Genomic DNA, 15,777 nt, shown 5'->3' with positions numbered 1-15,777 from the left:
CCCGCCCCGGCCGGCGCGGTTCCATCTATGATGGCGTCATGCCCGGTAGAGGGAGGGAGCGATGGAGCGCACATTCGAATATGGCGGTTACGCCGTGCTGACCCGCGCGGTGGCGTGCGCCGGCGGCGGCTTCTCGGCCACGGTGGTGATCGCCGACGCATTCGGCGGCGATGCCCCGCAGGTTTCCTTCGAGGAGGACGCCGGCATCGCGCCCACCGCGGAGGCGGCGCTGGCGCTGGCCGAAGCGTCGGCCATGCAGACCATCGACGCGGGGCGGGTGAACTAGGCCGGGGGTCGGCGCGGCATCGTCAGGCGGATGCCGGCCGCGGCAGCGCGCCGGCGCGCGCTGCCGTATACTCTTGGCCTTCCTTTCTTCCTGGCTGGCCGCGCGATGCGCGGTCGTTTGACGCCGTAGCACGATGAATCCAAATTCCCGCCGTATTTCCGTCGCCCCGATGATGGATTGGGGGAGCGGAGAACGGTACAGCTAGGCTGGGTAACGGCTGCAGCCGGTGCTACGAAGTCATGTAGCACCGATGTTGCACTCTGCACTCGCCGGCAGCTGAGGAACAACGCCAAGATGCTGGCCGGCGGTGTGGCGCAGGGAATAGGTAATTACTCGCAAGTGCGCCGGTGTCGACATTCCGGGTAATATCTAGTCCTTCACAGTTGGGCTGCCGGGTCATGTCATGCCGAAATCCTCGAACGGTCAGATAACGTTTGCATATCTCTTGAATGTTGGTAAGCAAAATGGAGAGAGTGGTATAAGCCTAATAGAAGGCTATGTACCAATTCTCGCGCCACTGCTTCATGCCCGCAGAGGCCAAAAATTTGACCCTGCCGAACTCTCGTTTGCGCTTCGAGCATCATATGGCGCCACCGTGCATCAGTACGCGCTCGAGAAGCTAGTCCCCAGCCTCGAGGGGCGCGGCTGGCTAGTGCGGGACTTCCATGAGCGCTTAAGTAACGTAGCCGCCTACCGAATTGCCGACGACATTTCTGTCGAGCAGCCGCTAGCCCTTTCAGAGGTTGAGTCTCTGATCGGCGTGTTCGCAAAGTTCGTTGCGGAGCAGTTTTCTGTGCATCGTCTCGACATTCCAGGAGATGATGTAATCGAGCGCGAGTTCGTCAGCCGGCTCCAGCAACTGCCTGCAGCCAACGTGCAAGCCCTTAGTCGTAAATCTCAAGACCAAGAAGTCAAGGCATCCGGTGTGGGCGATAAGCGCGCCACTCTGTCGGTGCCCAAGGATCCTGCAAAACAAGCTGAGCAGATTCAGGAAGCGCAAACTGCAATTCGCTTTAATGTGCTGTTTGGGTTGTTTGTAAAGAATCTAAAGGAGTCCAATCAACCTACCTTTGATTTGCTGGGGCGCCTTGCTAGTAGTGCGCTATTATCCGAGGTGGTGCTGAACTACCGGACTCCTGATAAACCAGGCGATTTCAAGGGTGTGACGTTTGTTTTGGATTGTCCATTATTGATGGATCTATTGGATCTTGACTCAATTGATCGGCACCTTGCAACAACGGATCTCATCAATGGATTAAAGGGCGCGGGGGCGACGCTCAAGGCTTTTGAGCATTCCGTAGATGAAGTTAGAGACAATATAAAGGCCGCTCTTGCGGCTTACAAGCAGCGGAACGGTCATGGGAATATTGGTCTTCGGATGCGGCAGAGCGCAGAATTTGTCGCTCGTGCAGAAGCGATCCAAATTGAAGTGACGAGATTTGTCAAAGATCTTGGTGTGACAATTGCGAAGGCCCCGTCAGGAAAGGTGACCGAGCAGTATTTTTCTGTTGCAGCGGAGAATAATCTATATTCAGCTATCGGTCCTTATGGGAACGATTTGGCACAAGAACGCGATGCTGCCTCTGTTGCTGCCGTCATGCGCTTGCGTTCCGGAAAAACAGCGTCGCGCTCAGATTTTGGCGCCGCTCGATATTACTTCTTGACCAGAAACCCGAAGCTGGCAGTCCTCTCTGAGGATAGCCTGATCGCACAGCATGTTCAAACGCGGGATGATATGCCGCCATGCATGACGGATCGGACTCTTGCCGCACTACTCTGGTTGGTGCGTGGAAACAGCGATGCACCGGCGATTTCTCAAGCGCTACTATTGGCAAATTGCGCCGCTATTCCCGCATCGGTCGATGCTGTGCGAGAGACGCTCGCGAAATTGGCAGATGCGGAGCACCACTATGAATTGACAAAAACGTTCAACGTGTGGAGTCGATCTACTCGCGGTATTGAGGTGCTCAGCCGAGCGACGCTAGGTGATCCTAGTATCGTAACCAAGGACAATTATCAGGAAATCATCGATATCGTAATGAAGTCCGCTGGCGAGGCTGCTGGGGAGCTGGAGCGGCAGAAGGTCGCCGGCGAACTTGCAGAGAAGGAGGAAAGCCTTGCACAGCTTCAGGAGAAGTTGAAGGCAGCTGAGGAGAGTATCGCTCTGGTAACGGCTAAGTCGGGCGGTCTGGAAGAGCGAGTGAAGGAAGTGGAGGCGCACAGTGCGGCGAAGGTCTCAAGCTTGGAGGAGCGGCTACTCGCTACTGAAGAGGCTATGAGAGTTGAGCGGGAGCGCCAAGCCACCCAAATCCACGCTGAAGAGACTCGATTCCTTGAGAAGCAAATCTCCGATTGCAAAGTTTGGGAGGATGGTGTTTATAGCGCTATCTCGAAAGCATTCGTTGTAGTCTCGCTCGCGGCTGGGGTTTTTTCCATTTGGATTGATAAGTACTCGGGATGGGATGTCCGCTATTTGGCAGTAGCTCTTTGTGCACTATTTCTTCTCGGTACAGGGGTCCAGGTTGCGCGACCGCACACATTCTTTGGTGCGCTAGTGTCTTCCCGGAAGATTCGAAAATTTGACCAGCTCCTGGGGCAAGCCCACAGGGGACTTCTGAGAGATCGTGTGCATATTGATGAGCGCAGCGGGGAGATTCGAATGAAGGATGACAGTCGCATTCCGAGGGGCGCGCCAGTTTCGACGGGTATTAATGCATCTCAGAGTGCTGCGAATTGACGGAAGCGTGCCGTGGTCAGTCACTCAGCATAGAAGCCTGACTGCGTAAGTCTTGCTGGGACACGCTTCTTGTCTCAAACGGTCAATAGCCGCAGAGTTGAGTGCATTCCTTTATCGCGGCTTCCCGGCGTTCGTCGATGTATCTTGCCAAGTCTTCAACGTGAATCCCTTTGGCGCACTTGTTTGAGCCTTCAATTCGAACTACGGGCAACCGTATCTCTCCCAAACTGATCTTTCGCAATAGCTTGTCCGAAGAGAGGTGGCTGAAATAGTCGCCGGCCACGCGCTCAATGGGCACTACTGCCGTGGCACCGTACTGAGCTAGCAATAGGAAGATGGTAGTCATGCCTCTGCTCTCGTGTGGAGAAGGGAATCGACTGCCTGGTCGGCCTCGGCTCCGTTTATGTGGTGGCCGGTCTTGAATCCAGTTGGCATCGAGATGCACGGGGCGCCAGGCGTGCCGAGCTGGTCGGCGGGAACGTCGCGAAGCTTGAGGTAGCGGTCGGCATTAACCGTATCTGCCTTACATAGCTCGCGACTGCCGCGCAGCAGCGCGCGTAGAGCCTGCTCGGCGATCAACCGGTGCGCGATGCCACGTGCATGCAACATGGCGGCATAGTTGGCGGTGTCCACAGGATCGCCCTTGGCCAGGCTCTCAGCGAACAGAATGGCAAGGCGCTCGCCGGAGCATTCCAGCGGGTTATCCCAGCCGCGCCGGCCCTTCTTCGTGCGGGAAAACGCCATCTTTGCTTTCATCGCGGTAGCCAGCGTTTCAACCGCGATGTCATCCGAATGGATGGGCGGGGGAGGGGGCACGCGCTTGTTTGAAATGGCCGCGAACCGGAGGCGTTGAGCGGCCGGGATGCGGGCGCCGAGACTATCCATGGTGGACTCCGGGGTGAGGGGCTGTTTGTTGCGATTCCGTTTCATGTGGTGGTTCCTAGTGGTCCGAGGGGGGGCGATCACTGCACCTGGAATGCGTCGATGCTCTGGCCATCGGCCAGCGCTGCGGAGAGCCAGCCGGGTTGTTTGCCGCGGCCCGTCCAGGTATTGCCGTCGGCGTCGCGGTACCGGATGGGCGGCCTGCCGGATCTCGCGCCGGATGCCTGCGTATCGGCCGCGGGTTCGCCGTCGGCGGCGGGCCGGCGCAGCACGGCCGGCAGCCAGCGGCGCCCCTCCAGGTGCTGCTCGGCCGCGCCGATCATGGCGTCCTTTTTCATGGTGCTGATGCTGGTGGCGGCCTCTTCACTAACCGCCTCGCGTACGGCCTCCATCCGTCGAGATTTGGGTACGCTGGCCAGGTAGGAGCCGGCGGTGGGCTGCCACCAGTCGGCCATGTCCAGATCTACTGCGGCCGCGAGCTGGTTCGCGTGTCCATGCACTGCCGAGTCTTCGCGCGTGGCCTGAGTATCGATGGTATGGGCGACGCAAACGGCCAGTAGGTCGAGCTGGTCGGCTTGGCTCAGCCCCTGCAACCAAGCGAACAGATCCTGATCCTCCCCCGGAAGGCGATCCTCCCAGCCGGCGATGCTGGCCTCTATGCTGTGCCAGGCGGGGGAGGCCTCCAGGTCGTCGGCCGCGCGCTGGATAATGCCGCGCTGGTCGCTCGCCTGAATCTTGGCCAGTGCCTGGTACCGCCAGCGGTAGTTCACTTTCGTGAAGACTTGAGACACCAAGGCTTGGAGCAGGACAACAAGCGCGACAGCAGGCGATCCGGCAGCCAGCGCCTGCAGGGCGGCGGTACGGTGCGCGGTGAGCTTGGCCATCAGGCTCTCCGACAGCGGCCGCTCGGTCGGCTCTTCCGGGGCGCTGTCCTTGCCGTTACCCTGGCGGCCGCTACCGTCATCGTCGCGCTGCAGGTCTTTGGCTGGTCGGCTTGATGAGGCCGCGGTGGACCTCCAGCACGCCTTCATGGGTGATCGTGACGATGGTACCGGCCTTGGCCTTCTGACGGTCGGTGTAGGTGGCCATGCTGGCTTCGAGCGCTTCTATCTGTGCCTCCACGCTGCCCAGTTTCACTAGCAGGTCCTCGTCGTCAACATCCAGGGCAGCATTGCGCTGGTCCATCTCCGCTGCCCGGGCTTGGAGTTCGGTCAGTTGCGCTTGCTCTTCGTCGGTCAGGGCGCGCTTCTTGGCCTGGCTCTTGCCGAATGCCTCATGTCGCTCATCGCAAGCCTCCTAGAGCGCGCTCATCAATCGGCCCGCCGCCAGCGTGACCAGCGCGCGCTGACGAAGCGCATCAACGGTGGTTACAACGGGTTGGACGATCGCCTGCAGCGCTACGTGCGCGCCAAACAATTCATTCAAGGGTAGGGGGTTACATGCAGAGCCATGAACAAACGTTCTGGATGCTGGTGGTCGGCGGCGCAATGGTTGGGCTGGGCAAGCTGCTGGCCAGCGACGAAACGCTAACGGTACGCCTGGTAATCGCGCGTTCGGTGCTGGGGTCGGCCACTTCGATGGTGGCCGGCGTCGCGCTGATCCAGTTCCCAGACCTGGGCACGCTGCCGCTGCTGGCCATTGGCAGTGCGCTCGGCATTGTTGGTGCGCAAGCGCTGGAGGCCTATTTCAAGCGCAGGCTGCGCCAGAGCGAGGGCCGGCATGGCAAAGGCGCTTGAGTTTCTAGCCGCCTGGAAGAGCCGCCTGGTGGCGGCTTTTCTCATGGTGGCCGCCGGCGCGGTCCTGGGCGGTGCGCTCGCCTGGTGGCTGCAGGGCAATCGCTATGGGCGTGAGCTGGCCGAGCTGCGGCTGGAGATCCCCCGCGAACGGGAGGCTGCCACGCGAGCGGAGGCCGACCAGGTGACGAAGTACCGCGGGCTGGAGCGCGCGGCCGGAGAGGCGATTGCGGCCGTGGTGGCCCATGCCAAAGAGGAGAGAGATCGTGAAGAAAACGCTGCAGCTGCTGCTCGTGCTGAGTACTTGGCTGGCACTCGCCGGCTGTCCATCGCCGTCCGTTCTTGTCAGGCCAGCGGTGGCGCCTCCGCAGATCCCGGCGCTGCCGGCGGACCTAGTGAGGCGCGAGCCGAACTTGCTCCAGAGGCTGCAGCAGCTCTCGACGCCATCGCCCGAGACGGCGACCGCGGGATCCGCGACGCCAATGCCTGCATCGACGCTTACAACGCCGTCCGCGACACGTTGAACCAGGCGCAGCAGTAAAGACAGCTTCGGGGCGGTACAATTTGCCGGAAAGGGCCGAATGGGGCGCCTGCCGCAATGCTGTTTTTGTGGCGTATACGGCATAAACGACGTCAATGTCGGGGTGTCGCTTTGTGGCGCTTGCGGCTTGGCGTGAGTAGCCCTCAACCCGAACGCTTCGCTTGCAAACTAAAAGGCGACCTCAAGGATGATCAAGGCCAGATTCGCGCAATCTTGCTCGCGACAAAGTAAATGAAAACGGCAAGGTCGACCGATTGCGGGTGAAGGGGCAGGTAGACACCGCAGCGTTGGGTGCAGAAACGCGCTGAAATCAGTTTGGCGCGCAATAAGGGATACCCCCCTCTTAGGGGGGGGGGGCTGCGGCAAAACCCTTCGGATTCCCTCGAACCTCGTCTGGCAATTGCCAGAAACACCCTAGCTATAGCTACCTTGGAGGAGAGGCGGCTACAAGTTCTAGTGCGCAGCGCTGCCGAGCGAATTGCCGGCTGGCTCCTTGGCGCCCAGCCAAGCGGGCGGAGAATGGCGGCCCTGTCTGGTGAGTGTTATCTGGGACGTCCCATTTGGCGCCGGACCACTTGGTGACAATGAGAATACGGAGGGGTAAGGGCGGTCGCTAACTGGCTTGCGTCTCGAATGTGTTACATAATGCAAGCCCTTGACGCTGCTAGCCTATGGCTTGCTCTTCCCTATAAATAGACAAAGCCACCCAGCATAAGCTTGAAGGACGATTGGATGGATGAGGACTTGAGTCTGAACAGACTAACCGAGGGTTGGGGAAGTCCCGAATCGGTTGAACTTTACCTGGACCGGTGCCAGGTCGACACGCCGAGCAAGATTGTAGCGGCTGTATGGGCACATATTCGCGAGCGGCGTGCCTCAGTAGATACGGTGGTGGATTTCGGCGCCGGCGACGGCCGATTTGCTCGGCAAGGCCAGTACAAGCGCTATATCGGGTACGAGATCGACGCTACGCGGTGTGCGACTGCCTCGTTGCCGCGCGGAGCCACGTTGCTGCCCCAATGCGCCTTCTCGGCGAAAATTGATGATGCAGATATCTGCGTAGGGAATCCCCCATACGTTCGCAATCAAGATCTGCCTGAGGGTTGGCGGCAAGAGGCGGCCGCTTGTTTGGTAGAGCGGACGGGAGTGAAACTGTCGGGACTCGCCAATGCGTGGCAGTATTTCTTCCTACTTGGGCTTGCGAGCACCAAGCCCGACGGGTTGGTGGCCATTGTAATCCCCTACGAGTGGGTGTCTCGACCGTCGGCCCAAGCGTTGCGCAATTTCATCCGCCAGAACGGTTGGGATGTCCGCGTCTATCGTTTGCTAGACGATACGTTCAATCGAGTCCTGACTACTTCCTCGATCACTATTGTTGACAAGCGAGAAGGATCGGGGCGGTGGGCGTTTTTCGAGGAGGGAGGGGACGGTAGCTTTCGTGTGTTGCAGACGGAGGCAGGAAGTGATCGTGGTGTGTTGAAGTACTCCACTCGTCGTGAAAGTAGTGCCAGTGCCGTTCGGGCGAAGCGTGGCCTCAGTCCCGGCACGCAAGAGGTGCTTACTCTCACTGAAGGGGAGAGGGTTCGCTCCGGTTTGGTAGTCGATACGGATGTTGTTCCTTGTGTAACCTCGCTTCGAGGATTAGATCCGACTCGCACAGTGTTGAGCGAAAAAGTATTCAACGACCAATTTCGTCTCGCCGGCGCAAAATGCTGGCTGATTCGCACTGATCGAAAGCCTTCTACTCGGCTAAAGGCGTACCTGGACTCCATCCCATCCGATAAATATCAGACATCCACATGTTTGAATCGAGAGTGTTGGTGGGGGTTCACCATGCCTGATACTCCGGCATTGCTCGTGGCCACTGGTTTTCGTGGAGCGTTTCCTAAAGTCGTTGTTAATTCAATCGGCGCTAGGGCGGTCGGTAGTGTATGCGGTATTTACGGGGTTTCTCAAAAAAAACGCGGCAGCGTTGCAGCTGCGTTGAGGGCTCTGGATTTGACGGAGTATATTGTTCCTCATTCGAATGGCTTAAAGAAGATTGAGATTAACCAGCTCAATACGCTACTCAATACGATCGCAGGTGAAAAAGGTTCTTCGAAATGACCGTAGCCAAGGTGCCGCAACTGCTTGATAAGGGGACACTCAGTTTCACAATCGAGAGCCGCATCCTTCGAGAACTTGGCGAGCGTTTGGTGAAGCAACCGGAGGTTGCTTTGCTCGAGCTCGTAAAAAATGCCTATGACGCTGACGCGGCGACCTGTGAAATAGTCCATGAAGCGCCCGACCGGATAGTGGTGACGGATACCGGTCATGGCATGACCTTGACTGCATTCAAAAACGGTTGGATGAGGGTTGGTACCAGCTCCAAGGAAGCGCTCGCTACGAGTAGTGAATATGGTCGAGTTATTACTGGAGAGAAAGGAATAGGCCGCTTTGCTGTGCGTTTTTTGGGGCGGGCGCTACATTTGGAGTCAATTGCATTCGACGCAAAGAGAAATGAGAAAACATTACTTGTAGCCGAATTTGACTGGGTAGATTTTGATAAGCACGAAGATCTCGGTCAGATAAAGGTTCCATACCGTCTCGTTCGTGCACCCGCCGACGCTGTAACGGGTACGACGTTGCGGATTACCAAGTTGCGTCCAAGCGCCCAGTCTATCGATCTCTATTCGGTTAGAACCGCGGCAATCGGCGTTGTCACTCCATATCAGTCCTTGTTAAAGAAGCAAGCACGGAAATCTGCAAGAAGTCGATCGAGTAAACAAGATCCTGGCTTTGCACTGAAAATTTCGGGCGACGAGGACGATGACGATGGGGACGTGGCAGGAGCGGTATTAGATAGTTTCGTTCTTCGTGCTGTTTTGGAACTTGATGGCGAGCGGATGAAGTTACAGGTATTTCGTCGCGATGTGGATGAGCCTGTAATTGATATCGAAGACCATTTCGCCAATTCAATTGGTGGGGTTTATGCTGACATTCGCTTTTTCCCCCAGCGTAAAGGAACTTTCACACATCGGCCTGTCGACGGACGGCGAGCAAAGACTTGGGTGAAGGAGCATTCGGGTATTGCGGTATTTGACAGAACCTTCCGTGTTCATCCCTACGGATTTGAGTCTGACGACTGGTTGCTGCTAGCATCAGATACTGCGAAGAGTGCGCGGGAGCCTCGTTCAAGTATTGCGAAAAAGCACTTTCCAATGGATGAGCCGACGCAGCAGTCCACGCAGTTGAACTACATGCTCCGTCTGCCATATTCGCAGCAGTTGGTTGGTGTTGTTCAGGTTACGGGGCGGCGAACTCGAGATGGAGGGGATAGCGATGAGGGCTTGATCGCGGCTGCCGACCGCGAGGGCTTTGTCGATAATCAGACATTTCGCCGTCTACGTGATTTGATTCGCGGCGCGGTTGAGGCTATTGCTTCGGCGGATCGTGAGCTCCAACAAGAAACGGAGCGAAATGAGCGAGACGAATTGCTACGCTCGCTCCGAGCAGAAACGCAAGAGGCCATTAAAGAAATTGAGGCTAATCCTCGAATTTCTAAAGATGAGAGAGTGCGCATCGTAAAGCGTCTTGCGCAGACGCAGGTGCTCGCGGAGCAACATGAAGAGCGGTCGCGGCAACGTGAATCAACTTTGGAAGTCATGAGTATGCTTGGCGTGGTCGCCGGCTTTATGACTCACGAGTTTGGAACTGCGCTGGATGAGTTGGAGAGAGCGCAGCAGAAGCTACTCAAACTGGCCAAGCGTGACAGTAGCTTCAAAGAAGCCGCTGATTCGATTTCGGAGCACATGGGTACCCTCCGTGAGTTCGTTACCTATTCGCAGGGGTATATTCACGGAGCTTCGTCGCGACCCACGAAACCGTACCCCGCGCGACCGAGAATCCAGCAGGCTATCCGTGTGTTTGGGAAATATGCGGCGGACCGCGACATTTCACTCGAAGTAAATGCAGGAGGCGACGTGCTCGCTCCACTCGTTCCTGTATCGCTATACAACGGCCTGGTATTGAACCTTTATACGAACGCACTTAAGGCCGTGACAGCGCAGTCGGGCCCGGGTGATAACAGGATTGCACTACGGGCGTGGAATGAACAGAATTGGCACTTTCTGGAGGTTTCGGATACTGGAGTCGGTATTCCATCATCCTTGCGGCATCGTGTATTCGACCCGCTATTTACCACAACATCGTCAAATCGTGATCCACTAGGTTCAGGTATGGGACTAGGCTTGTCGCTCGTTAAGCGGGGGGTCGAGGGATATGGCGGGCGGGTGGAGGTTGTGTCACCACCTCCCGGATTTACCACATGTGTTCGTATCAAATTGCCACTTGCTGAGCAGGAATGAAATGTATTCCCTACTGTTGATAGACGATACGCACAAGCTGTTGGAGGAACTCGCTACCGAGCTGAAGCAGCTGCTTGGCGAGGATGAGGTCGATATACGGACGTGGGAGCCGACCAAGGAAGAGACCGATGCGTTGGGCGCATTCGACAAACTGGTTGATGGCAAAACTGTCTTGGTGGTTACCGACTACGATTTGACTTCGCAGGGGCGAACCGGCCTATTTGGGTCAAGTATTGTTGGATGGTGCCAGTCTCGCGCGATACCCGTTGGTGACTACTCGCGAGGCAACCACAGTTCGCTGCCCAAGGAACCCAATCTATTCGAGCTACGCGTGCCAACCGACGAAGGCGAATCGGCAAAGTTCATTGCGAGCGTCTATCGTGGGTTTAAATGGATCCGCGAACAACTCGTGGCAAATCCCGCACTACTTGAGAAGGGTAGCCCAGCAGCGGTGCTGGCTGAGCTCTTGAATGCTTCGAATTTGGAGACGCAATTTGGCCTCTACGGTGGTCGATTGGGAACATCTAATGGGGCTCTACTTGACCGAATTATTCGAACCGCACCGGATGATGTCGATCCTCCAATTGAGGAAAAGCGGACCCTGCTGTGCTACATCGTAGGGCATTTATTACTCAATTCGGTTTTGCGTTTTCCTGGGCCCATTTTATCAAGTCGGTCACTGGCTGCGTATATCGGTTGCGCTGAAACGGAGACGGATGAGCTCTGCGATCTCTTCGCAACTGCATCCTACTCGGGGCCATTTTCCGAGCTTGATCGATACTTTTGGCTATCCGGCGTTGACGAGCTTTTAGAGGAGTTTTCGTCCTCTTTGCCTGAAGACTTGAGCGTGGAGACCAACGGTGAAATGAATCGGGAAGCCGTCGAGGTGAAGCTTGGCCGTAAACTGGCTCGTCATAATTGCAGCCGGTGCGATGGGGTAAATGGCGGCTTTTTGTGCCCGTTCACTCGTCGAACTGTGTGCCAAAAACCTGAGTGCTCAGTCGGGTCGAATAGCTGGATTCCGCGTGGTGCGCGTCTGTGTCGCATAGAGCGTGATTTTTATGATGAATGGGCTCCTATTCTTGGTATTTAAATGAATCGTCAAGCTCTGAGTGCTCGAAAACATCTCATCGAGCAGTGGAATGAAGTCACGGGGGCATTGCCGAAATTGAATAGCGTTGCCGAGGTGCGGCCGGACAGCGGTGAGAATGTGATTACTCCTGCAGCGAATTCAGCTGAAGGAGTAATCACATTCGAGCTTAAGCCGGTTGTATTTAATCTGCCGGAGCGTGCAGATGCTGTTTCCTCGGATCTCTATATCGTGGTGGCAGGCCGACTCGGCATTCAGGCAGATTCACTTGCAAGCGGTCGCGTATTGCTGACGCATGACTTCTCGACAAAGGCCGCCTATTTCCGACGCTCGAAAGGGGCATTGGTTCACGTTTATGGTGCTCACTATGATTTCGCGCTGAGCGAGTTGGGACACCCAACGTTTCATATGCAGTTACGAAGCTTCGCCGAACTTGCGCCATATGTAACAGAACACTATCGAGTTGATTGCGAAGTCAAGGACTGCTTTGATGGCGTCCTCCGAAACGTACGGTTGCCATGCGCTCAGATGGACTTCTTCTCTTTCTTCACGCAACTTTGTGCCGATCATTTGCTATTTAAAGATTCGGGTCGCGAAGAGCGAGCAGCATTTAATCACCTGCTGAAGAAAGGGGCTTTCCTGAAGGGGGCTGGGGCCAGGTCAGGACGATTAGTGGAGGAGGCGGCGCAGACCTGCTATCGTGCTTGGCATTGGTATCCCCTAGTTGCGTAGGCAGGCTTCCGTTTAAAACGAGTTCGACTTCTTGTTTGTCAGGCAATCGTGGGCAAAGTGTGATGTGGCTTTCTTTGCTGGCGGCATTTCTGACGGTATAGAGGGGGCGGAGTGCGGATACACTATGGCCTGCCAACGGTTTGCGGATGCTGTAGATTATTGAGTGCGTAGTCCGGGCAGACCTTCTACCTGTCCGGAGCTCCGCCGCGAACGGCATGTTGTGTGGCTCTGCTCCAGAGGGCAACGGTAGCGGGGCGATCCTTCATACTGAGGGGCTGCCAGGAATTGAGAGCGCTTACTCAGCCAACCCTTGCTGGCCTCCTCTTCGCAGCGAAGCCGATAACTGCACCTACCTGTGGCCTGGGCTTTCGCTTGGATTTGTCCAGGGGCGTGGGAAGTTTCCTGTGCAGATTCTTTGCCCTGATTTGCGTATACCGCTGCAGTTGCCTCCAGTCCTTATGGCCGCTGATCAAGGCCACCTGCTCGATGGTATAGCCGCTTTCGAAAAGTCGCGACACGCCCTCGTGCCGCAGGTCGTGAAAGCGAAGATCCACGATCCCTAGCGTATTGCAAGCGCGAGGGAATAGCGACGAGAAACTTGGCGCGTTGTAGGGGAAGATGAAATCTCCACTGCGGGGCTGGCGTTGTACGATGGTCCAGGCCTCGCCGAGAAGGGGGACGGTTTGGTCATTCCCGATTTTTTCCTCCGGGTCCTTCCTGTCGCGGATAAGGATGGTTCGGTCTGCGGGGTGGATGTCATCCCAACGAAGCCGTGTAATTTCACTCGCGCGCATGGCCGTTGCGATGGCGAAGTGGATGATGTCCCACATAGGGATGCGCTGCCGCGCCTTCTTGCGGAACCACTCGCAGATGTCATCGATTTCTGCTGGAGTCGGCCGCCAGTCTCTGCGCTTGGATTTCGTAATGAGGCCGAGATACCTAAGGTTTTTGCGCGAAGAGGCGATTGGGCTGGGGGGAAGAGGCAGCTTCCACAGCGAGCGGGCCATTTCCAGCACGCCGTCTAGGTATGTAAATTCCATCCCAACGGTCACGCCGCCGGCGCCCATCTTCTTTCGTTTCTTGGCGTAGTCCAGGACCGCCGCCTCGTCCCACCTGGCGAGTGAGGTTTCCCCGAGGTGCCGCTTCAGCATGTCGAGGGCGCCAGCCTTACTACGGCCGATCGGGCGTAGCTTGCCAACTTCTTCCTCGTACTTCGTGATTAGTGCCCCGATGGTAAACTGGGCCAATCTCCGATCGTCGGCGAACCCTCCGTTCCGCACGTCGATTTCTACCTGCTGAGCCCAGCGTTCTGCCAGCGCCTTTTTGTCGAAGGTGCGCGTGATAGTGGGGTGGCCCTTGCGTCTTATCTGAGCGCGCCACTTGTCCCCTATCTTGATGATGGAAGCCACTTTCCGTCCTGTGCTTGTAGCAATCGTAGCAGAAATGACGGTAAATGTGATGTGTTATTGGTAAGGATCGGTCCAGCCGATTCGACAGGAAATGACTGATTTAAAAGGAATAATGGCTGCTATAGGCGCTCGCAGAGTCTCTGTCGCACCGATGATGGACTGGACTGACCGCCACTGCCGCATGTTCCACCGGCAGTTGAGCCGCCACGCCTGGCTCTACACGGAGATGGTCACGACCGGGGCGCTCCTGCATGGCGACGTGAAGCGGCACCTGGATTTCGATGCGGCGGAGCAGCCGGTGGCCCTGCAGCTCGGCGGCAGCGAGCCGGCCGACCTGGCGGCGGCCGCCAGGCTCGGCGAGCAGTGGGGTTATGCCGAGATCAACCTCAATTGCGGATGCCCATCCGAGCGCGTGCAGCGTGGCGCGTTCGGCGCCTGCCTGATGGCCGAGCCGGAGCTGGTCGCGGACTGCGTGAAGGCGATGCGCGATGCGGTGTCGGTGCCGGTGACGGTCAAGCACCGCATCGGCATCGATACGATCGAGCACTATGACTTCGTGCGCGATTTTGTCGGCAAGGTCGCGGCAGCAGGCTGCGAGACCTTTATCGTGCATGCGCGCAATGCGATCCTGAAGGGCCTGAGCCCGAAGGAGAACCGCGAGGTCCCGCCGCTGCGCTATGAGGTGGCCTACCAGTTGAAGCGCGAGTTTCCGCACCTCGAGATCCTGATCAACGGCGGTATCGTGACGCACGACGAGATGGATGCGCATCTCGCGCACGTGGACGGCGTGATGATCGGCCGCGAAGCCTATCACCAGCCCTATGTGCTGGCCGAGGTGGATACGCGCTTCTATGGCGCGCGGACGCCGGTGCCGTCCCGGCTCGAAGTGGAACTGGCGATGCAGCGCTATATCGGCGACCTGGTGGAGCAGGGCGGTTATATGGGCGCGGTCACGCGTCACATGCTGGGCCTGCACCGTGGCATCCACGGCGGGCGCGGCTGGCGGCGTGTGCTGTCCGATGCGCGCCGCATGCATGCGGTACGGACGCGCGCGGGGGTGGACGCCATGTTCGAGGAAGCTCGCGCGCATTTGCAGCCGGGCGACGAAGTGTCGCTCGAGGCGGCCTGAGCGCACGCTGCCGGCTCGCCGCGGGTCGAGTTTTTCCTCTAACTTCGAATATGGTTTTCATGCAGGCGAGGCGCAGGGCGCAGCGACGGGCACTTGACCTCGCCAGCAGCCCGCTTTGCCGCGCCGGCAAAGGGATTCCCCTAATTCGTGCGGGGGCGGCAAATTCATACACTGTGCTTGCCCTCGAATACGGGGCTTTCTTCAACTGATTATTAAGCCCGCCTTGCGCGGGCTTTTTTTTGGCGCGGCCGGTGGCTAATGCCATTGGGTATTGGCGGCAATATGGCGCGGATTTTTGGTGTGGTCTTCCGTTTACCCTGATGGTACGAACGGGAAATGGCGTCTAGATTACTAGAGCCTTCAGGGCAATTGAGATCGCTAATTGGAGGGCCCGCGCTGCGGGCTCTTTTTTTTCGCCGTCCAGCGGGCGGCGTGGCTGCGGCGGCGGTCCGCCGCGCTACTTCGATCTCTCGCTCGAAATGCCGATGTCCACGGTGCCGTAGGTAGTGATGCCGGAGCCGCTGCCGTCGCCGGCCGGGCTGGCACAGCCGCCGGCGAGGACGAGGACGGCACAGGCGGCCAGCAGGCTCCGCGCAAAGTAGTTCATGATGACCTTCCGGGGTCGCGGCGGATGCCGCGTTCCTGTTTGGGCGCCGGATCGCGGGGTTTGGTTCCTGGCCGGGTCAGCCGATGACAAACCGGTGCAGCAGCAATACCGCGATGGCGGGGCAGGCCAGCACCAGGCCGCCGACAAACGGGAATCGCTGCGACCAGATGCCGATCAGGGCGGGGATCGCGGCAATCGGTCCGAGGACATCCATCAGCAGCGACAGCATGCCATTGGCATGAGGGCCATTCGCCGCCGCCGGCAGCTCGGCCGCGGCGGGCGAGG

At 57.8% G+C, this 15,777-nt stretch carries 17 protein-coding genes; 10 read left to right on the top strand and 7 right to left on the bottom strand.

The window, feature by feature from the left end; all coding sequences use genetic code 11:
• Window positions 1–61 precede the first annotated feature (61 nt).
• The gene (locus K206_RS0130490) at window positions 62–286 is read left to right on the top strand and encodes a hypothetical protein (protein WP_020206114.1); all 225 of its coding nucleotides are present in this window, start codon (window positions 62–64) and stop codon (window positions 284–286) included.
• Window positions 287–689: 403 nt separating this feature from the next.
• Window positions 690–3,023, top strand: a complete 2,334-nt coding sequence (locus K206_RS43255; protein WP_155888346.1) for a hypothetical protein — start codon at window positions 690–692, stop codon at window positions 3,021–3,023.
• 82 nt (window positions 3,024–3,105) lie between these two features.
• On the opposite strand, the gene K206_RS42075 is transcribed toward K206_RS43255, so the two are convergent.
• The 4 genes from K206_RS42075 to K206_RS43250 form a co-directional block, all read right to left on the bottom strand.
• On the bottom strand, window positions 3,106–3,369 hold the full coding sequence (locus K206_RS42075; RefSeq protein WP_020206111.1) for a pyocin activator PrtN family protein: 264 nt from the start codon (window positions 3,367–3,369) through the stop codon (window positions 3,106–3,108).
• Window positions 3,366–3,953, bottom strand: coding sequence for a hypothetical protein (locus K206_RS41035; protein WP_020423975.1), 588 nt, complete (start codon window positions 3,951–3,953; stop codon window positions 3,366–3,368). The genes K206_RS42075 and K206_RS41035 overlap by 4 nt, the downstream gene beginning before the upstream one ends.
• A 32-nt stretch (window positions 3,954–3,985) precedes the next feature.
• Window positions 3,986–4,789 (bottom strand): H-NS family nucleoid-associated regulatory protein, encoded by an 804-nt coding sequence (locus tag K206_RS0130470; protein WP_020206109.1) that lies wholly within the window; start codon window positions 4,787–4,789, stop codon window positions 3,986–3,988.
• A 76-nt stretch (window positions 4,790–4,865) separates the two neighbouring features.
• Window positions 4,866–5,090 carry a hypothetical protein gene (locus K206_RS43250; RefSeq protein ID WP_020206108.1) on the bottom strand — a complete coding sequence of 75 codons (225 nt, stop codon included), beginning with the start codon at window positions 5,088–5,090 and terminating at the stop codon, window positions 4,866–4,868.
• A 15-nt stretch (window positions 5,091–5,105) separates the two neighbouring features.
• On the opposite strand from K206_RS43250, the gene K206_RS43940 reads away from it, so the two are divergent.
• The 7 genes from K206_RS43940 (at window position 5,106) to K206_RS43230 (ending at window position 12,347) form a co-directional block, all read left to right on the top strand.
• Window positions 5,106–5,336, top strand: coding sequence for a hypothetical protein (locus K206_RS43940; protein ID WP_020206107.1), 231 nt, complete (start codon window positions 5,106–5,108; stop codon window positions 5,334–5,336).
• 8 nt (window positions 5,337–5,344) lie between these two features.
• On the top strand, window positions 5,345–5,641 hold the full coding sequence (locus K206_RS0130455) for a holin (RefSeq protein ID WP_020206106.1): 297 nt from the start codon (window positions 5,345–5,347) through the stop codon (window positions 5,639–5,641).
• Window positions 5,625–6,179, top strand: a complete 555-nt coding sequence (locus tag K206_RS39725) for a hypothetical protein (RefSeq protein WP_020206105.1) — start codon at window positions 5,625–5,627, stop codon at window positions 6,177–6,179. The genes K206_RS0130455 and K206_RS39725 overlap by 17 nt, the downstream gene beginning before the upstream one ends.
• A gap of 732 nt (window positions 6,180–6,911) precedes the next feature.
• The gene (locus tag K206_RS43240; protein ID WP_155888344.1) at window positions 6,912–8,285 is read left to right on the top strand and encodes an Eco57I restriction-modification methylase domain-containing protein; all 1,374 of its coding nucleotides are present in this window, start codon (window positions 6,912–6,914) and stop codon (window positions 8,283–8,285) included.
• Window positions 8,282–10,525: a sensor histidine kinase gene (locus tag K206_RS42070; protein ID WP_081651569.1), complete on the top strand. Its 2,244-nt coding sequence runs from the start codon at window positions 8,282–8,284 to the stop codon at window positions 10,523–10,525. The genes K206_RS43240 and K206_RS42070 overlap by 4 nt, the downstream gene beginning before the upstream one ends.
• A gap of 1 nt (window position 10,526) precedes the next feature.
• Entirely contained in the window at window positions 10,527–11,618 is a 1,092-nt protein-coding gene (locus K206_RS43235) for a hypothetical protein (protein WP_155888342.1), read from the top strand.
• Window positions 11,619–12,347 carry a hypothetical protein gene (locus tag K206_RS43230; RefSeq protein ID WP_155888340.1) on the top strand — a complete coding sequence of 243 codons (729 nt, stop codon included), beginning with the start codon at window positions 11,619–11,621 and terminating at the stop codon, window positions 12,345–12,347. It abuts the gene before it with no gap.
• Window positions 12,348–12,646: 299 nt separating this feature from the next.
• Here K206_RS43230 and K206_RS0130435 read toward each other — a convergent pair whose 3' ends face one another.
• The gene (locus K206_RS0130435) at window positions 12,647–13,756 is read right to left on the bottom strand and encodes a site-specific integrase (protein WP_020206103.1); all 1,110 of its coding nucleotides are present in this window, start codon (window positions 13,754–13,756) and stop codon (window positions 12,647–12,649) included.
• A 91-nt stretch (window positions 13,757–13,847) separates the two neighbouring features.
• Here K206_RS0130435 and dusA point away from each other — a divergent pair, with 91 nt between their 5' ends.
• Window positions 13,848–14,885 carry a tRNA dihydrouridine(20/20a) synthase DusA gene (gene dusA, locus K206_RS0130430; protein ID WP_052166026.1) on the top strand — a complete coding sequence of 346 codons (1,038 nt, stop codon included), beginning with the start codon at window positions 13,848–13,850 and terminating at the stop codon, window positions 14,883–14,885.
• Window positions 14,886–15,342: 457 nt separating this feature from the next.
• Here the strand turns inward: dusA and K206_RS43935 are convergent, their stop codons facing one another.
• Window positions 15,343–15,492: a hypothetical protein gene (locus K206_RS43935; protein WP_020206101.1), complete on the bottom strand. Its 150-nt coding sequence runs from the start codon at window positions 15,490–15,492 to the stop codon at window positions 15,343–15,345.
• Window positions 15,493–15,568: 76 nt separating this feature from the next.
• Window positions 15,569–15,777 (bottom strand): hypothetical protein (locus tag K206_RS43930; protein ID WP_043367377.1); only part of this gene is annotated, 209 nt, incomplete at its 5' end.

Origin of the sequence: Cupriavidus sp. WS (assembly GCF_000395345.1) — a bacterium.
In the GTDB taxonomy this organism is placed as follows: domain Bacteria; phylum Pseudomonadota; class Gammaproteobacteria; order Burkholderiales; family Burkholderiaceae; genus Cupriavidus; species Cupriavidus basilensis_B.
This window is presented reverse-complemented; position numbering and strand designations above follow the sequence as displayed.

Bases quoted from the DNA above. Each gene is read 5' to 3' on its own strand.
- K206_RS0130490 (WP_020206114.1), top strand. From the start codon at position 62: ATGGAGCGCACATTCGAATATGGCGGTTACGCCGTGCTGACCCGCGCG.
- K206_RS43255 (WP_155888346.1), top strand. From the start codon at position 690: ATGCCGAAATCCTCGAACGGTCAGATAACGTTTGCATATCTCTTGAAT.
- K206_RS42075 (WP_020206111.1), bottom strand. From the start codon at position 3,369: ATGACTACCATCTTCCTATTGCTAGCTCAGTACGGTGCCACGGCAGTA.
- K206_RS41035 (WP_020423975.1), bottom strand. From the start codon at position 3,953: ATGAAACGGAATCGCAACAAACAGCCCCTCACCCCGGAGTCCACCATG.
- K206_RS0130470 (WP_020206109.1), bottom strand. From the start codon at position 4,789: ATGGCCAAGCTCACCGCGCACCGTACCGCCGCCCTGCAGGCGCTGGCT.
- K206_RS43250 (WP_020206108.1), bottom strand. From the start codon at position 5,090: ATGGACCAGCGCAATGCTGCCCTGGATGTTGACGACGAGGACCTGCTA.
- K206_RS0130455 (WP_020206106.1), top strand. From the start codon at position 5,345: ATGCAGAGCCATGAACAAACGTTCTGGATGCTGGTGGTCGGCGGCGCA.
- K206_RS39725 (WP_020206105.1), top strand. From the start codon at position 5,625: ATGGCAAAGGCGCTTGAGTTTCTAGCCGCCTGGAAGAGCCGCCTGGTG.
- K206_RS43240 (WP_155888344.1), top strand. From the start codon at position 6,912: ATGGATGAGGACTTGAGTCTGAACAGACTAACCGAGGGTTGGGGAAGT.
- K206_RS42070 (WP_081651569.1), top strand. From the start codon at position 8,282: ATGACCGTAGCCAAGGTGCCGCAACTGCTTGATAAGGGGACACTCAGT.
- K206_RS43235 (WP_155888342.1), top strand. From the start codon at position 10,527: ATGTATTCCCTACTGTTGATAGACGATACGCACAAGCTGTTGGAGGAA.
- K206_RS43230 (WP_155888340.1), top strand. From the start codon at position 11,619: ATGAATCGTCAAGCTCTGAGTGCTCGAAAACATCTCATCGAGCAGTGG.
- dusA (WP_052166026.1), top strand. From the start codon at position 13,848: ATGACTGATTTAAAAGGAATAATGGCTGCTATAGGCGCTCGCAGAGTC.
- K206_RS43935 (WP_020206101.1), bottom strand. From the start codon at position 15,492: ATGAACTACTTTGCGCGGAGCCTGCTGGCCGCCTGTGCCGTCCTCGTC.